We start from the raw sequence: 14,674 nt of genomic DNA, 5'->3' as shown, positions 1-14,674 counted from the left end.
GCCGGTTTGTTGATGTGTTTGCTCGCACGAACATCATCCATCAAACCGGCGTTCTTGTTTCTGTCTTTCCCGGGATTCCGTGAAGAACCTTTTTTTATGCCTGAAGAAACGCCAGGGTAATCAGGGGTGGTCGCCTGCAACATCATCTTCGAGCGTGCTGATCGACAACTGTGCACATTGGTGCCTGTCCAGGTTGCAAAAGCGCCAGGTGCGTGCTGGCACGGCGGGTTGGGCAAGTGCAGACAACAGTTGCTGCTCCATCATGCGGCTGGCGTCGGGGCCGGAAAACATGAACGTCATGGGCTCGCCTTTAACCGCCTCACGGGCATCACTTGGGGCGGCAGCCGTACGCTGGGTGTTCGCTTGCCGGGTGTTGTCGTTTGTCACGCTGTCTACGGGTGGGCTGTAGAACGACTTGTAGTTGAAGTTGAGCGTGAGGAAGAACAGCGCCGTGAGGAAGAACGGGAAACCCACCAGAAACCAGGTGTAGAGCTTTTGACTGGCCTCGCTGAGAAACGGCAATGTGGCAAGGGCGGAGGCTTCGATGATTCCCGCGAAGATGGCAATGATCGTCAGCGGGGCGACAGGTTGTGCTTGAGTCATAGGGGCCGTCTCCAGCGGTTTTGCCCATCTTTACCTTACCGTTGCACTCAACTAAAGACTGGACTGGTTTCCCGGGGAGGAATAATCGCCAGATGCTCAGATCGCCTTGAGTTTTCATCTTGTTTGAATTGGATTTTTCTACAGCTGAGTGTCAGTTTTCAACTGGTACATGGTTGGAGCCGGGTGATAACGTCGGTTTGGTAATAAAGAATTTGGTTGTTACAACTGCTTCCGTAATTTGTAGGAAATTTCCGCAAGTGTTGTAAGTTTTATCTGCTCGTGAGTTTCGCCGGGAATTCGCCGCGCCATCGAGCGCTCTGTCGGTTATCGTGGCGTGCCAAAGCAAAAATAATGAAAGAATGGATATCGCATGAATAAAGTGCTTATCGTGGATGATCACCCGGTCATACGCCTGGCCGTGCGCATGCTGATGGAGCGGCATGGGTATGACGTTGTGGCGGAGACCGACAACGGGGTCGCTGCCTTGCAGCTCACCCGGCAACATCTGCCGGATATCGTGGTGCTCGACATTGGCATCCCCAGGCTGGATGGCCTGGAGGTGATCGCGCGCATGGCAACCTTCAGCCCTGCCAGCAAAGTGCTGGTGCTGACGTCGCAAGCGCCCGGCAACTTCTCGATGCGCTGCATGCAGGCGGGTGCCTCGGGTTACGTGTGCAAGCAACAGGAACTCACCGAGTTGCTGAGCGCCATCAAGGCCGTACTATCGGGTTACAGCTACTTCCCCAACCAGGCCCTGCATGCGTCGCGCGGCAGGGGCGGGGGGAGCGAGACAGAGATGGTCAAGCGCCTGTCGGCACGCGAAATGACGGTGTTGCAGCAGCTGGCACGAGGGCGTTCGAACAAGGAAATTGCCGATAGCATGTTCCTGAGTAACAAGACGGTCAGCACTTACAAGTCCCGGCTTTTGCTCAAGCTCAATGCGCGGTCGCTGGTCGACCTGATCGAGCTGGCACAGCGGCAAGGCCTTAACTGACCGCCACGTGGCAAAGCCTCGGGCTGGAGGCTTTGCCAGGGCTGCCGGCCTGACTACAAGTCGTAGTCGAAATCGGCCAGCTGCTTTTGCAGGCGCCGTTCTTCCAGCATGTTGTCGATGGTGCGGCGCTTGCTCAGGTTGGTCTTTGCGCTCTCCACCTGGGGTTCCGCGTCATCTTCTGTGGCAACAAAGTCATCTTCGATCGACAGCTCGTCTTTATCGGTGCTCATGAGTCGCTCCAAGCCAAGGGGCCATTGGCCGTCCTTATAACCAGAAAGCAGGCGCTGGTAAAAAAGATTTTTTCAATCGTGGCAAGCGGTTTCTTGCTATCGGCTCAATCGTCGCTGGTTTTGTGCTTGTAGTCGCACAGGTCTTCGATCCGGCAACTGCCACACCTTGGCTTGCGTGCCTGGCATACGTAGCGTCCATGCAGGATCAGCCAGTGGTGGGCGTCGAGCAGGTAATCCTTGGGCACGAACTTGACCAGTTTCTTCTCCACTTCCAGCACCGTCTTGCCTGGCGCAATGCCCGTGCGGTTGCTGACCCGGAAGATATGCGTATCCACGGCCATGGTTGGCTGGCGGAATGCTGTGTTCAGCACTACGTTGGCGGTCTTGCGACCCACGCCGGGCAGTGCCTCCAGCGCTTCGCGGGTTTGCGGCACCTGGCTGCCGTGCTGCTCTATCAGTATCCGGCAGGCCTCGATCACATTCTTGGCCTTGCTGTTGTACAGCCCGATGGTCTTGATGTATTCGCTCAGTCCTGCAACGCCAAGGGCATGGATCGCTTCGGGGGTGTTGGCGACGGGGAACAGGCGGGCGGTGGCCTTGTTGACGCCCACGTCGGTGGATTGCGCGGACAATGTCACGGCGACCAGCAGTTCGAACGGGGTGGTGTAGGCCAGTTCGGTCTTCGGGTCGGGGTTGTCTTCGTGCAGCCTGCGAAAAATCTCCAGGCGTTTGGCGGCATTCATGAAATCAGAGCTTTCCTTGACGACGTGGGTGGGCGGGGCCCGGACGCAGGCGATTGTACAAGGCCAGCAGCAGTCCGAGCAGTAGCAGCGCGCCAGGGGCCAGGCTGGCCAGGTGCAGCCCGGCGGCGTCAGCCAGCCATTGGCGGCAGGCACCGAGCAGCAGGCAAGTGACAAGCAGGGTGCAAAGGTATCTGGCCAGAAGGCGCCAGCGCCCTTCGCGGGGCAGCAGGTGGTCGGTGGCCAAACAGTGCAGGCACAACAACGCGGGGTAAGGGCCAAGGGCAAGCGCAAGTGGCAGTTGCCACGCACGCAGTGCCAGTTGCAGGCAGCTGGCCAGGGCTGCCAACAGCAGCAGGCTGGCCATCACGTACGCCCAGGTGGCCAGCCGCTGGCGCAAGGGTGTCAGTAACAGCTGGTGCAGGCTGTTCATCACTATCGCGCACAAGCCGATGGCGACACCTTCGCGCAGTGTGGAAGTGGCGCCCAATACGGGTACAAGGCTTGCGGCCATGAAGTACACACTATTCATGCGCAGAGCTCCCCAGCAGCAAGGCGCGCTGTTCATCGAAATAGCTCAGGGCTTCCTGCAAGGCGGTGATCACGGCGCGTGAGGTCACGGTTGCACCGGCCAGTTGATCAAAGTCACCCTGGTCTCGCTTGAGTGCCCAGTGGTCGGCCAATTGGCGGTTGGTGAACTGCTCCAGCCAGTGCACCTGCGGGTCTGCAAGGCGTGCGCCCAACCCCGGGCTTTCCTGTTGTTCGACTACCTGGCTGCCAATCAGTCGGCCGTCCGGGGTGATGGCGACGCTGAGCACGATTGGCCCGGCGTACCCCTGGGCTTGGGTGACAATTATGATTGCGCTGGGTTTGCCTGCCCGCATGGCGCGATAAGCCGCCAGGATCCGACTGTTAGGCCGTTGTGCGGCGGGCCGTGGAAGGGGGGTGTCCAGGGGTTGGTTGTCGTAGCTGCCTTGCGGTAGCAGCGCCAGTCTTTGCTGGCTTTGCAGCCGTTTCTCGGCGCTGGTAATGGCAGTACTGGTCCAGTGTCGCCATGCCAGCGTGGCACACAGTGCTAAAGCCGCGGTCAGTAGCAGCAAGCCCGCATCACGCGCCAGTCGTTTCATCGGGTGGCCTGCTGGCGCTGCAAGGCCAGGCGCTCAAGGCTCGGTGCCATGAGGTTCATCAGCAGAATGGCGAACGCCGTGCCGTCCGGGTAGCTGCCCCAGGTGCGAATCAGGTAGATCAGCAGCCCTGCTCCCACGCCGAAGCTTAGCCTGGCCCATTCGCTCCTGGGGCCGGACACCGGTTCGGTGGCAATGAAGAACGCAGCCAGCATGGTCGAGCCGGAGAACAAGTGCAGCAACGGTGAGCCGTTGGAATCCGACCCCGAGCCGTTCCAGCCCAACAGGCTGAACACGAACAGCCCTGCCAGAAGGCCCGCAGGCGCATGCCAGCTGATTACTTTGCGCTGCAGCAGGAACAGGCCGCCGAGCAGGAACGCCAGGTTGGCCCATTCGCTACCCCTCCCGCCGATGTTGCCGAAGCCCGGGTGGCTGGCAAACAGCTCATCAATGGTGAGGCTACGGTTGTGGCGCAGGCCGTCGAGCAGTGTCGGCCGGGCCCAGGCATCAACGTGTTCGCCCGCCGCAAAAATCTGCTGCAGGCTGTCCAGCAAGCCAGGTGCCGGCCCTGGCCAATGGTTCATCTGCAACGGGAAACTCAGCAATACGAAGGCATAACCGACCATGGCCGGGTTGAACAGGTTACGTCCGACCCCACCAAAGGCCTGCTTGCCAATGCCGATGGCAACACTGGCGGCGACCATGGGTAACCACCACGGGGCCAGAGTGGGCAGGGCGCATGCGAGCAATACGGCAGTCACTACTGCGCTGCCATCGCTCAGCGCCGCTTTCAGCGGTTGTGAGCGCATGCTCAGCAGCAACGCTTCGCACAACAAGGCCGCACTGGTGCACAGCAACAGGTTTACCAGAAAACCCCAGCCGTGTAGCCACAGCAGCGTCAGCAAGCCGGGCATACAGGCCAGCAAGACCAGCCCCATGCTGGCGCGTAGTCGCGGATCGGGCGTAGCGTTCATTGCACGAACAGCCCATTGAAGCCGGAAAACGCCATGGCCATTACCCCAGCACCGATCAACTCGATGGGCAGGCCGCGCAGTGCGCCAGGCACATCGGCGTGCGCGCTGCGTAGGCGCAGGTCGGTGAACAGGCTCAGCGCCAGCCAGAAACCACCACCCGCCAGCAGGCCTTGCAGCAGTGTGGCAAGCCAGGTGCTGTCGTCGCGGGTTTGCTGAAGTGCCAGCCCCAACGCTGCGGCGTTGCCCAGCAGCAGCGCTGGCAACCCCGTCACTGGCCAGCTTGGGCGCCACTTGGCCAGCAGCGTGGGTACGCCCCAGGCGAGCAAAGCCAGCCACGGTAGCAGCACGAACAGGGCAAGGTCGGGGATGCGCAACGGTACAAGCACCCCTCGCATCAGCAACTGGGCGCCGATCACGCCCAAGGCTATGCATAGTGCGCACGCCAGGCCGTGCACATGCAGGTGCAGCCGGGGGGCTGGTTGTTGCAACAGGCACAGGTGATTGACCAGCGCGGCGCTGATCAGGACCAGAATGTAGTCGCTCATGAGATGACGATAGCCGGGAATCAGGGTGATTGTCCGGCAATCAAGCTACAGAAGGAACTGCCCCGGCACGAGGGCCGGGGCAGGGGGCGTTACTTGATGCGCTGGCCTGGCTTGGCGCCGCTGTCCGGGCTCAGCAGGTAGATTTCTTCACCACCAGGGCCGGCAGCCATGACCATGCCTTCGGACACGCCAAAGCGCATTTTCCGTGGCTTGAGGTTGGCGACCATCATGGTCAGGCGGCCTTCCAGCTTGGACGGGTCAGGGTAGGCCGACTTGATACCGGAGAACACGTTACGGCGCTCATCGCCGATGTCCAGGGTCAGTTGCAGCAGCTTGTCGGCACCTGCTACGGCTTCGGCCTTGACGATCAGCGCCACGCGCAGGTCGACGGCGGCGAAGGTGTCGAACTCGATTTCTGCCGACAGCGGGTCCTTGGTCAGCTCGCCGTTGCCCGCCGGGGCCTTGGCTTCGGCGGCCAGCAGGTCTTCCTTGCTGGCTGCGACCATGGCTTCGACCTTGGCCGGTTCGATACGGCTCATCAGTGCCTTGAACGGGTTCAGCTGGTGGTTTTCCAGGCGCGACTGGTGGTCGTTCCAGGCCAGTGGGGCAACGTTGAGGAAGGTCTCGGCGTCGGCGGCCAGTACTGGCAGCACTGGCTTGAGGAAGATCACCAGCTGGCGGAACAGGTTGATGCCCTGGGCACAGATGGCCTGCACTTCATCCTGTTTGCCTTCCTGTTTGGCCAGCGACCAGGGTGCCTTGTCGGCGATCCAGGCATTGGCGCGGTCGGCCAATGCCATGATTTCGCGCATGGCGCGGCCGAAGTCGCGGCCTTCGTAGGCCTCGGCGATCGACGGGGCGGCAGTGAGGAAGGCTTCGGTCAGTTCGGGGGCGGCATCGCCAGCGACCATCACACCTTCATTGCCTTTGTGGATGAACCCGGCGCAGCGGCTGGCGATGTTGACCACTTTGCCAACCAGGTCGGAGTTGACCTTCTGCACGAAGTCTTCCAGGTTCAGGTCCAGGTCATCGACGCCACGCCCCAGCTTGGCTGCGTAGTAGTAACGCAGGTATTCCGGCTGCAGGTGGTCGAGGTAGGTGCGGGCCTTGATGAAGGTGCCGCGCGATTTGGACATCTTGGCGCCGTTGACGGTCAGGTAGCCGTGCACGTTGACGGCGGTCGGCTTGCGGAAGCCGGCGCCTTCGAGCATCGCAGGCCAGAACAGGGCGTGGAAGTTGACGATGTCCTTGCCGATGAAGTGGTACAGCTCGGCCTTGGAGTCTTCCTTCCAGAAGGCGTCGAAGTCCAGCTCCGGGCGGCGTGCGCACAGGTTCTTGAAGCTGGCCATGTAGCCGATCGGCGCATCCAGCCACACGTAGAAGTACTTGCCCGGCTCGCCCGGGATCTCGAAGCCGAAGTACGGCGCATCGCGGGAGATGTCCCACTCTTGCAGGCCGGAGTCCAGCCATTCGGCCAGTTTGTTGGCCACTGCGTCCTGCAGGGTGCCGCTGCGGGTCCACTGCTGCAGCATGGCCTGGAAATCAGGCAGCTTGAAGAAGAAGTGCTGCGAATCACGCAGTACCGGGGTGGCACCGGAGATCGCCGACTTGGGGTTTTTCAGCTCGGTAGGCGCGTAGGTGGCGCCGCATTTTTCGCAGTTGTCGCCGTACTGGTCTTCGGCCGCACACTTGGGGCAGGTGCCCTTGATGAAACGGTCGGCCAGGAACATGCCTTTTTCCGGGTCGAAGTATTGGGTGACCGAGCGGGTGGCAATGTGCCCGGCTTCACGCAGGCGCGTGTAGATCAGGCTCGACAGCTCGCGGTTTTCTTCACTGTGGGTGGAGTGGAAGTTGTCGAAATCCACCAGGAAGTCGGCGAAGTCGCCGCTGTGCTCGGCCTGCACGTTGGCAATCAGCTGTTCCGGGGTGATGCCTTCCTTTTCGGCACGCAGCATGATGGCCGAGCCGTGGGCGTCGTCGGCGCAGACGTAGATGCACTGGTTGCCGCGCATTTTCTGGAAGCGGACCCACATGTCTGTCTGGATGTACTCGAGCATATGGCCTAGATGGATTGATCCATTGGCATAGGGCAGGGCGCTGGTGACGAGAATCTGACGTGGCTCGGACATGGTGGCTCGGCTACTTATCTGGCTACGGGTAAAAATTAAGGGTGATCGGCCACTATAAAGGGCTGGCGAAGATATTTCACCCAGCAGAAGCATATGCTGACGATTGACGGGTTACGATAGGCGCCTGTTTTACATTCAGTTTGCCAATGGGAGTCTCCATGAGTGCCGTCACCCGTGCCGCCGTTGAAGGCGTGCTTCGCCAGTACACCGACCCCTACCTGAACCAGGACCCGGTCAGCGCCGGCTGCGTGCGCGCCATCGATATCCAGGGCGGGCAAGTCAGCGTGCAGCTGCAACTGGGCTATGCCGCAGGGTTGTTCAAGAACGGTTGGGCCCAGGTGCTGCAGACCGCCATCGGCAACCTCGAGGGCGTCAGCAACGCGCAGGTGTCGATCGATTGCCAGGTCGCCGCGCACAAGGCTCAGGCCCAGGTCCCGGCCATGGCCAATGTCAAGAACATCATCGCCGTGGCCTCGGGCAAGGGCGGTGTGGGCAAGTCGACCACTGCGGCCAACCTGGCCCTGGCCCTGGCCCGCGAAGGCGCGCGGGTGGGTATTCTCGATGCCGACATCTACGGCCCTAGCCAGGGCGTGATGTTTGGTATCGCCGAAGGCACCCGGCCGCAGATCCGCGAGCAGAAGTGGTTTGTGCCGATCAAGGCCCATGGTGTGGAGGTCATGTCGATGGCGTTCCTCACTGATGACAATACGCCGATGGTCTGGCGTGGCCCGATGGTCTCCGGCGCACTGTTGCAACTGGTCACCCAGACGGCCTGGGACGACCTGGATTACCTGGTGATCGACATGCCGCCGGGCACCGGTGATATCCAGCTGACCTTGGCGCAGAAGGTGCCGGTGGCCGGCTCTGTGATCGTGACCACCCCTCAGGACCTGGCGTTGCTGGATGCCAAGAAGGGCGTGGAGATGTTCCGCAAGGTCAACATCCCGGTGCTGGGCGTGGTCGAGAACATGGCCGTGCATATCTGTTCGAACTGCGGCCATGCCGAGCACCTGTTCGGCGAGGGCGGCGGCGAGAAGCTGGCCAGCCAGTATGGCGTCGACCTGCTGGCATCGTTGCCGTTGTCGATGCTGATCCGTGAGCAGGCCGACAGCGGCAAGCCGACGGCAATTGCCGAACCGGAAAGCCAGATTGCCATGGTCTATCAGGAGCTGGCGCGTCAGGTGGGTGCGCGGATTGTTCTGCAGGAAGCCTCGGCGCCGGCGATGCCGAGCATTACCATCAGCGAGGACTGACCGCAGACCAAGTCGCCTGCTTCGCGGGCTTGCCCGCTCCCACAGGTACAGCACAGCCCGTAAATGCCGTGCGGTTTCTGTGGGAGCGGGCAAGCCCGCGAAGAAGGCGACTCGGTCTTTCAGCCAGGCATAAAAAAACCCGCCAGAAGGCGGGTTTTTTTGAAAGCGAGGAAGCTAAATCGACTTAGGCGATTTGAACTTCTTCAGCCTGCATGCCTTTCTGGCCGCGGGTAGCGACGAAAGTAACAGCCTGGCCTTCTTTCAGGGTTTTGAAGCCGTCAGCTTGGATGGCTTTGAAGTGCACGAACAGGTCATCGCCCGACTGAGGGGTGATGAAGCCGTAGCCTTTCTCATCGTTGAACCACTTAACGGTACCGGATTGACGGTTGGACATTTTTCTGTCTCCTTGGACAATTTGATAACGGTCAGGAAAATTCCTGCCCGGGACTGAGCGCAAAGAGAGCAGAAAATTCAGCGATGGGCCGATCAGGATCGTGCATCAAACTAGAGATTCTCGGTGTCACGTGCAGCACAGTGGCGCCACCTTACCCCACTTTCCACAACCTGCCAATGGTCACGAGGCGCTTTACGCAAATTCGGATCGACGGCGGCTGCAGCCCCCGTCCGGCGCGGGATGAGGCATAGAACTTTAACCTGGGCGCCGGGACCGGTAAGATGCGCGTCACGATTTTCACCACGCAACTCTTCAGGACACCCCCGCCATGAGCATCAAATCGGACAAGTGGATTCGCCGCATGGCGCAGGAACACGGCATGATCGAGCCGTTCGTCGAGCGTCAGGTGCGCGGCGAGCAGGACAGCCGGGTGATTTCCTTCGGTGTTTCCAGCTACGGCTACGACGTGCGCTGCGCCGACGAATTCAAGGTGTTCACCAACATCAATTCGGCCACTGTCGACCCCAAGAACTTCGATGCCGGCAGCTTCGTTGATATCAAGAGCGACGTGTGCATCATTCCGCCAAACTCCTTTGCACTGGCCCGCACCGTCGAGTACTTCCGCATCCCGCGTGACGTGCTGACCATCTGCCTGGGCAAAAGCACCTATGCCCGCTGCGGCATCATCGTCAACGTCACCCCGCTCGAGCCTGAGTGGGAAGGCCACGTGACGCTGGAGTTCTCCAACACCACCACGCTGCCGGCGAAGATCTACGCCAACGAAGGCGTGGCGCAGATGCTGTTCCTGCAGTCTGACGAAGAGTGTGAAGTGTCCTACAAGGACCGGGGTGGCAAGTACCAAGGCCAGCGCGGCGTCACCCTGCCGCGTACCTGAGCCGACAAACGCGGGGAATTCCCCGCGCCCATGGCACTCCAACGGAGTAATGCCGGTGCGCATGATGTGCATCGGCCTTCGTCAGGAGCCGCCAATGAAACTCCATCCCGCAATCAGTGCCAAGCTGGCAGGCCTGCAGCCCAACCACGTCGGGTTGTTGCCCTGGTCCCTGCTGGCGCACCCGCTGCCCATGCAGGCGGGGGGCGTGCCCCACCAGCCTGACCCCGACACGCCGCAGCCACCCGAGCCGGGTGAAACGCAACCTATGGAACCGGGCGAGCCGACCTTGCCAGACGAACCGCCTCCAGCACCTGTAGCCTGACCGCCGTCAAAGCGGCCAGACGCGCCCTGCGCCGGCCAGGTAAACGCGGCTGCCCTTGGCGGGCGTGATTTTCCAGCCGCCGGTGAACTCACCGAACGCCGGCAGCAAGCTGACATGGTCATCCATCAGGAAGCAGGGCAGGCGCAGGCGTTGCCGGGCCTTGCTGCGCAGCACGAAAACCGGGTGTACATGGCCGGCCAGCACAGGGTACGTCAAGTGGGGGTGGGCTTCGTGCTGCAGTGCGAAGGGTTCCATGACCCACGGTTCGTCCTTGACCTCGATGTGCAGTGAAGCGGGCGGATCGCCGGCGTTACGATCATGGTTGCCTCGAATCAGCACGATCCTCAGCTTTTCATGCCGCTCACGCCACGCGTACAGCCTGGCCAGGGTCGCGGGTGCACGTGCGCTGCGGGCATGAAGGAAGTCGCCAAGGATGACCAGTTGGTCGCAGTCATGTTCGGCCAGCAGGGTATCCAGCCGGGCGAGGGTCTCGGCAGTGGTACCGCGTGGTACCGGTTGATGCAGGGCACGAAAGCTTGCCGCTTTGCCAATGTGCACATCGGCCACCAGCAGGGCCTTGCGGGCAGGCCAATAGAGGGCTTTGTCGGGGAGCAGCCAGAGCGTTTCACCACAGTGCTCGATGGGGTGATGGGTCATTCGGGCCCACCTGCTGCGTGTTCCAGGTCTGCCACCATCCGCGCAATCCGGTCCGCCAGCTTCTCGGTGCTCAGCGTCTCGCGCATGCCCTCCACCAGCAAGGCAAACGCCAGTGGCCCTGGCCGCTTCAACACTCGCACGTCCAGTTGCAGGTTGCCCATTTTCAACAACTGCCGGTGCAGCCGATCGATTTCCAGTTCTTCTGCCAATACCTCATCCCGTGCCTGGCCAAGCAGCAGGTTGCCTGCATCATGCTTGCGGAACACCTCGTAAAACAGCCCGCTGGACGCCTGAATCTGCCGGGTGCTCTTCTGCGCTGCCGGATACCCGCCAAATACCAGCCCGGCAATCTGGGCGATTTCACGAAAGCGCCGCAGCGCCATTTCCCCTGCATTCAGGCTGGCCAGCACATCTTCCAGCAGGTGCGCGGTACCGAGCGCCTGTGGCAGGTGCGTAGCCCAGTCCACTTCAGCGGGGCTGAGCAGCTCAAAGCCGTAATCGTTCACCGCTATGGATACTGACAGCGGCTGCACGCGGCTCACCCGCCAGGCAATCAGGCTGGCCAGGCCCAGGTTGGCCATGCGCCCGGCAAACGGGTACAGGAACAGGTGCCAGCCTTGGCGGGACTTGAAGGTTTCGGCCAGCAGCGTGCCCGTGGTGGGTAACGCCGACCATTGAGCCTGTAACGCCAGCAGCGGGCGCACCGCTCGCATTTCCGGGCCGTCGAAGCGTCCATGGGCTGCGGCATCGAGTTGTTCGACCAGCGCGTCGGCCAGTTCACTCGAAAGCGGCATTCGCCCGCCATTCCAGCGCGCCACCGCAGCCTTGCGAGCGGTGCTGCGGCGCACATAGGCTGTCATGTTTTCCACGCGTACCAGTTCCAGCACGCGGCCGGCAAACACCAGCGTATCGCCGGGGCGCAAGCGGGCGATAAAGGCTTCTTCGACGCTGCCCAGCGTCTTGCCACCGCCACCCTTGCTCCAGTATTTCAGTTGCAGGTTGGCATCGCTGACAATGGTGCCGATACTCATGCGGTGGCGCCGCGCCAGGCGTTCGCTGGCCACCCTGTACACCCCGTCGGCCTGGCGTTCGACACGCTGGTAGTCCGGGTAGGCACTGAGTGTGCTGCCGCCATGGCAGACGAAGTCCAGCGCCCACTGCCACTGGCTGTCGCGCAACCCGGCGAATGCCCAGGTGCTGCGTACTTCGGCCAGCAGCGTGTCGGGGTGAAAACCATTGCCCAGGGCCATGCTGACCAGGTGCTGCACCAGCACATCCATGCACAGCCGTGGTGAGACCCGAGCTTCGATGTGCCCGGCTGCCAGTGCCTGCCGAGCCGCAGCGGCTTCCACCAGTTCCAGCGTGTGGGTGGGCACCAGGGTTACCCGCGAGCACCGCCCTGGTGCATGCCCGGAACGTCCGGCCCGTTGCATCAGCCGGGCAATGCCCTTGGCCGAGCCGATTTGCAGCACCCGCTCCACCGGCAGAAAGTCCACGCCCAGGTCCAGGCTGGAGGTACACACCACCGCTTTCAGGCTGCCTTGCTTGAGGCTGCGTTCGACCCAGTCACGGGTATCCCTGGCCAACGAGGCATGGTGCAAGGCAATCAGCCCAGCCCAGTCGGGGCGGGCTTCAAGCAGGGCCTGATACCAGAGTTCGGCTTGCGCACGCGTGTTGGTGAACACCAGGCAGCTGGCGCTGGCATCGATCTGCTGGCCGACCTGGTCGAGCAACTTCAGGCCCATGTGCCCGGCCCAGGGGAAGCGCTCGATCGCTGTTGGCAGCAGGGTATCGACCTGCAGCGCCTTGTCCTGTCGCCCCTTTACCAGCAGGCCACCTTGCGGCAGCAGTACGTCGAGCGCGTGTTGCAGGTTGCCGAGGGTGGCGGACAGGCCCCAGGTCACCAGGCCAGGGTGCCATTGGCGCAGGTGGGCCAACGCCAGTTGCAGTTGTACCCCGCGTTTGTTGCCCAGCAGTTCGTGCCATTCATCCACCACCACCAGGCGTAGCGTGGCGAAATCCTCGCGGGCCTGTGCCCGTGTCAGCAGCAAGGTCAGGCTCTCGGGTGTGGTGACCAGTACACTGGGCAAGCGCCGGGCCTGCCGGGCGCGTTCGGCACTGCCGGTGTCGCCGCTGCGTACGCCCACGCTCCAGGCCAGGCCCAGTTCGTCCACGGGTGCCTGCAAGGCGCGCGCAGTGTCGGCGGCCAGGGCGCGCATGGGCGTGATCCACAGCACCTGCAATGGTGCAGGCTGGCGGCCTTGGGGTTGGGTGCTGAACGCGCGAAGCGCAGCAAGCCATACCGCATAGGTCTTGCCGGCGCCGGTGCTGGCGTGCAACAGGCCAGACTCACCGCGCTCCACGGCTGCCCAGACGCGTCGCTGGAAAGCGAACGGCTTCCAGCCGCGTTTGGCGAACCAGGCATTGGCAAGGTCGGTTGCGGCGGGCATGAGGCAGTGGGTCCGTTGAAGGTTGTGCTTCTACAGACCACCTGCCGAGGGCAATGGTTTTACCGAATCAGTTGCCCAGCAGGTAGCCGCTGCGGCACACCTGCTCGCCGGCTACATGGGCCACGACCATGCCGGCGGTGGCCATGCGCCTTACGCTGCGCGCATACAACAGGCCAGGCTGGCTGTTGCGCACGGCGGTCACCCGGTCGTTGAGCGGGTCGATGATTTCAGCGATCAACTGGCCAGCCTCCAGGTACTGCCCGGGCTTGGCGTGGTACACCAGCAGCCCGCCCAGTGGCGTGGCCACAGGTTCCACGGCAGCCAGCGGTGTAGCAGGGCAGAGCAATTCAGGCAGGGCAGGGCTGGAGCCCTTGATAACGCCCGCGTGGGTCAGGAAATCGAGTATCGCCTGGCAGTCCTTGCTGGCCAGGTCATGGCTGACATCGGCCTGGCCGCGCAGCTCGACCGTGACCGCACTGCAACCGAGCGGTATCGGGAAGCGCTTGCCGAAGCGTTGCTGCAACTGCCACCAGACCAGGCTGAAGCATTCATCGAACGACTGCCCGCCCGAGTCGGTGGCCAGCAGGCTGGCCTGGGCGCCGAGGTAGCGGGCCAGGGGTTCGATCTGTGGCCAGGCGTCTGGCGTGGTATACAGGTGTTCGACGGCTTCGAAGTCGCAGTGTAGGTCCAGCACCATGTCGGCATCGCAGGCCAGGCGCTGCAGGATCAGGCGCTGGGCCTGTAGCGGCGTGCGGGCCGGGTGCGCATCCAGCCCACGGCGCAGGTACTCGCGTATCAGCGCTACGTTGTGCGCCGGGTCCTGGGTCAGGTGTTCTTCGATCTGGTCGCCAATGCTGTCGGTGAGGTCGACGAAGTTGCGGTTGAAGTTCTCGCCGCTTTGCAGCTCGAAGCGCCCCAGGGGCGCATCCAGCAGCACTTGTTCCAGGCCAACCGGGTTGGCCACGGGTACCAGGGTGATTTCACGCAGCAGGCGGCCTTGCTCCTCCAGCTGCACGAGGCGGCGCTTGAGGTGCCAGGCCACCAGCATGCCCGGCAGCTCGTCGGCGTGCAGCGAGGCCTGGATATACACTTTGCCACCACCGCGGGGGCCGAAGTGGAAACTGTGCAGTTGGCGAGTGATGCCTGGAACGGGCGAGAGCAGTTCGTGGGTTGAATGGTGCATGGTGGTCCTGGGTGCGTGGCGAATACGGTCTGCGACACGGGTCGGCTCAAAGATAGAAGCATAGTTTCAGGCCTTGCGCCTCAGTCGATGTGGGCAAGAGCACCGTGCTGGATTCTTCGCGGGCACGCCCGCTCCCACAAAACTGCACATCACTTACTGATTTAGCAGGGACCCTGTGGGA

Annotated in this window: 16 protein-coding genes; 4 read left to right on the top strand and 12 right to left on the bottom strand. The window is 62.3% G+C overall.

The annotated features are described in order from the left end of the window. Nucleotides 1–120: 120 nt before the first annotated feature. Complete coding sequence (locus ACFY9W_RS23735; RefSeq protein WP_391135536.1) at nt 121–603, bottom strand: hypothetical protein; 483 nt, start codon at nt 601–603, stop codon at nt 121–123. 370 nt (nt 604–973) lie between these two features. On the opposite strand from ACFY9W_RS23735, the gene ACFY9W_RS23730 reads away from it, so the two are divergent. Further along, entirely contained in the window at nt 974–1,597 is a 624-nt protein-coding gene (locus ACFY9W_RS23730) for a response regulator (RefSeq protein ID WP_391135533.1), read from the top strand. Between the two features lie 53 nt (nt 1,598–1,650). Here ACFY9W_RS23730 and ACFY9W_RS23725 read toward each other — a convergent pair whose 3' ends face one another. From ACFY9W_RS23725 to metG, 7 genes are all read right to left on the bottom strand, one after another. After that, on the bottom strand, nt 1,651–1,827 hold the full coding sequence (locus ACFY9W_RS23725) for a PA3496 family putative envelope integrity protein (RefSeq protein ID WP_391135529.1): 177 nt from the start codon (nt 1,825–1,827) through the stop codon (nt 1,651–1,653). A 104-nt stretch (nt 1,828–1,931) separates the two neighbouring features. After that, nucleotides 1,932–2,570 (bottom strand): endonuclease III, encoded by a 639-nt coding sequence (gene nth, locus ACFY9W_RS23720; RefSeq protein WP_391135526.1) that lies wholly within the window; start codon nt 2,568–2,570, stop codon nt 1,932–1,934. 4 nt (nt 2,571–2,574) lie between these two features. Further along, nucleotides 2,575–3,099 carry an NADH:quinone oxidoreductase gene (locus ACFY9W_RS23715; RefSeq protein WP_391135523.1) on the bottom strand — a complete coding sequence of 175 codons (525 nt, stop codon included), beginning with the start codon at nt 3,097–3,099 and terminating at the stop codon, nt 2,575–2,577. Next, nucleotides 3,092–3,694: an RnfABCDGE type electron transport complex subunit G gene (locus ACFY9W_RS23710; RefSeq protein WP_391135520.1), complete on the bottom strand. Its 603-nt coding sequence runs from the start codon at nt 3,692–3,694 to the stop codon at nt 3,092–3,094. The genes ACFY9W_RS23715 and ACFY9W_RS23710 overlap by 8 nt, the downstream gene beginning before the upstream one ends. Beyond that, nucleotides 3,691–4,665, bottom strand: coding sequence for an RnfABCDGE type electron transport complex subunit D (locus ACFY9W_RS23705; protein WP_391135517.1), 975 nt, complete (start codon nt 4,663–4,665; stop codon nt 3,691–3,693). Before ACFY9W_RS23705 ends, ACFY9W_RS23710 begins: the two co-directional genes overlap by 4 nt. Next, nucleotides 4,662–5,210 (bottom strand): Rnf-Nqr domain containing protein, encoded by a 549-nt coding sequence (locus tag ACFY9W_RS23700; protein ID WP_391135514.1) that lies wholly within the window; start codon nt 5,208–5,210, stop codon nt 4,662–4,664. The genes ACFY9W_RS23705 and ACFY9W_RS23700 overlap by 4 nt, the downstream gene beginning before the upstream one ends. A gap of 89 nt (nt 5,211–5,299) precedes the next feature. Beyond that, on the bottom strand, nt 5,300–7,339 hold the full coding sequence (gene metG, locus ACFY9W_RS23695) for a methionine--tRNA ligase (protein WP_391135511.1): 2,040 nt from the start codon (nt 7,337–7,339) through the stop codon (nt 5,300–5,302). Between the two features lie 158 nt (nt 7,340–7,497). Here metG and apbC point away from each other — a divergent pair, with 158 nt between their 5' ends. Then, a complete protein-coding gene (gene apbC / locus ACFY9W_RS23690) occupies nt 7,498–8,592 on the top strand; it encodes an iron-sulfur cluster carrier protein ApbC (protein ID WP_391135509.1) in 1,095 nt (364 codons plus the stop codon). Nucleotides 8,593–8,776: 184 nt separating this feature from the next. Here apbC and ACFY9W_RS23685 read toward each other — a convergent pair whose 3' ends face one another. Next, a complete protein-coding gene (locus ACFY9W_RS23685) occupies nt 8,777–8,986 on the bottom strand; it encodes a cold-shock protein (RefSeq protein ID WP_016488765.1) in 210 nt (69 codons plus the stop codon). A 328-nt stretch (nt 8,987–9,314) separates the two neighbouring features. Here ACFY9W_RS23685 and dcd point away from each other — a divergent pair, with 328 nt between their 5' ends. After that, nucleotides 9,315–9,881, top strand: coding sequence for a dCTP deaminase (gene dcd / locus ACFY9W_RS23680; RefSeq protein ID WP_003258001.1), 567 nt, complete (start codon nt 9,315–9,317; stop codon nt 9,879–9,881). 94 nt (nt 9,882–9,975) lie between these two features. Then, the gene (locus tag ACFY9W_RS23675) at nt 9,976–10,203 is read left to right on the top strand and encodes a hypothetical protein (RefSeq protein WP_264311882.1); all 228 of its coding nucleotides are present in this window, start codon (nt 9,976–9,978) and stop codon (nt 10,201–10,203) included. A 6-nt stretch (nt 10,204–10,209) separates the two neighbouring features. Here the strand turns inward: ACFY9W_RS23675 and pdeM are convergent, their stop codons facing one another. The 3 genes from pdeM to ACFY9W_RS23660 form a co-directional block, all read right to left on the bottom strand. Beyond that, entirely contained in the window at nt 10,210–10,860 is a 651-nt protein-coding gene (gene pdeM, locus ACFY9W_RS23670) for a ligase-associated DNA damage response endonuclease PdeM (RefSeq protein ID WP_391135506.1), read from the bottom strand. Then, nucleotides 10,857–13,310: a ligase-associated DNA damage response DEXH box helicase gene (locus tag ACFY9W_RS23665; protein ID WP_391135504.1), complete on the bottom strand. Its 2,454-nt coding sequence runs from the start codon at nt 13,308–13,310 to the stop codon at nt 10,857–10,859. Before ACFY9W_RS23665 ends, pdeM begins: the two co-directional genes overlap by 4 nt. A 67-nt stretch (nt 13,311–13,377) precedes the next feature. After that, nucleotides 13,378–14,493 carry a succinylglutamate desuccinylase/aspartoacylase family protein gene (locus tag ACFY9W_RS23660; protein WP_391135502.1) on the bottom strand — a complete coding sequence of 372 codons (1,116 nt, stop codon included), beginning with the start codon at nt 14,491–14,493 and terminating at the stop codon, nt 13,378–13,380. Nucleotides 14,494–14,674 lie beyond the last annotated feature (181 nt).

The sequence above is a fragment of the Pseudomonas sp. NPDC008258 genome (assembly GCF_042956345.1).
Classification (GTDB): Bacteria; Pseudomonadota; Gammaproteobacteria; order Pseudomonadales; family Pseudomonadaceae; genus Aquipseudomonas.
This window is presented reverse-complemented; position numbering and strand designations above follow the sequence as displayed.

What these genes read in the sequence shown, in the direction of transcription:
- ACFY9W_RS23735 (WP_391135536.1), bottom strand. Translation starts at nt 603, where the DNA reads ATGACTCAAGCACAACCTGTCGCCCCGCTGACGATCATTGCCATCTTC.
- ACFY9W_RS23730 (WP_391135533.1), top strand. Translation starts at nt 974, where the DNA reads ATGAATAAAGTGCTTATCGTGGATGATCACCCGGTCATACGCCTGGCC.
- ACFY9W_RS23725 (WP_391135529.1), bottom strand. Translation starts at nt 1,827, where the DNA reads ATGAGCACCGATAAAGACGAGCTGTCGATCGAAGATGACTTTGTTGCC.
- nth (WP_391135526.1), bottom strand. Translation starts at nt 2,570, where the DNA reads ATGAATGCCGCCAAACGCCTGGAGATTTTTCGCAGGCTGCACGAAGAC.
- ACFY9W_RS23715 (WP_391135523.1), bottom strand. Translation starts at nt 3,099, where the DNA reads ATGAATAGTGTGTACTTCATGGCCGCAAGCCTTGTACCCGTATTGGGC.
- ACFY9W_RS23710 (WP_391135520.1), bottom strand. Translation starts at nt 3,694, where the DNA reads ATGAAACGACTGGCGCGTGATGCGGGCTTGCTGCTACTGACCGCGGCT.
- ACFY9W_RS23705 (WP_391135517.1), bottom strand. Translation starts at nt 4,665, where the DNA reads ATGAACGCTACGCCCGATCCGCGACTACGCGCCAGCATGGGGCTGGTC.
- ACFY9W_RS23700 (WP_391135514.1), bottom strand. Translation starts at nt 5,210, where the DNA reads ATGAGCGACTACATTCTGGTCCTGATCAGCGCCGCGCTGGTCAATCAC.
- metG (WP_391135511.1), bottom strand. Translation starts at nt 7,339, where the DNA reads ATGTCCGAGCCACGTCAGATTCTCGTCACCAGCGCCCTGCCCTATGCC.
- apbC (WP_391135509.1), top strand. Translation starts at nt 7,498, where the DNA reads ATGAGTGCCGTCACCCGTGCCGCCGTTGAAGGCGTGCTTCGCCAGTAC.
- ACFY9W_RS23685 (WP_016488765.1), bottom strand. Translation starts at nt 8,986, where the DNA reads ATGTCCAACCGTCAATCCGGTACCGTTAAGTGGTTCAACGATGAGAAA.
- dcd (WP_003258001.1), top strand. Translation starts at nt 9,315, where the DNA reads ATGAGCATCAAATCGGACAAGTGGATTCGCCGCATGGCGCAGGAACAC.
- ACFY9W_RS23675 (WP_264311882.1), top strand. Translation starts at nt 9,976, where the DNA reads ATGAAACTCCATCCCGCAATCAGTGCCAAGCTGGCAGGCCTGCAGCCC.
- pdeM (WP_391135506.1), bottom strand. Translation starts at nt 10,860, where the DNA reads ATGACCCATCACCCCATCGAGCACTGTGGTGAAACGCTCTGGCTGCTC.
- ACFY9W_RS23665 (WP_391135504.1), bottom strand. Translation starts at nt 13,310, where the DNA reads ATGCCCGCCGCAACCGACCTTGCCAATGCCTGGTTCGCCAAACGCGGC.
- ACFY9W_RS23660 (WP_391135502.1), bottom strand. Translation starts at nt 14,493, where the DNA reads ATGCACCATTCAACCCACGAACTGCTCTCGCCCGTTCCAGGCATCACT.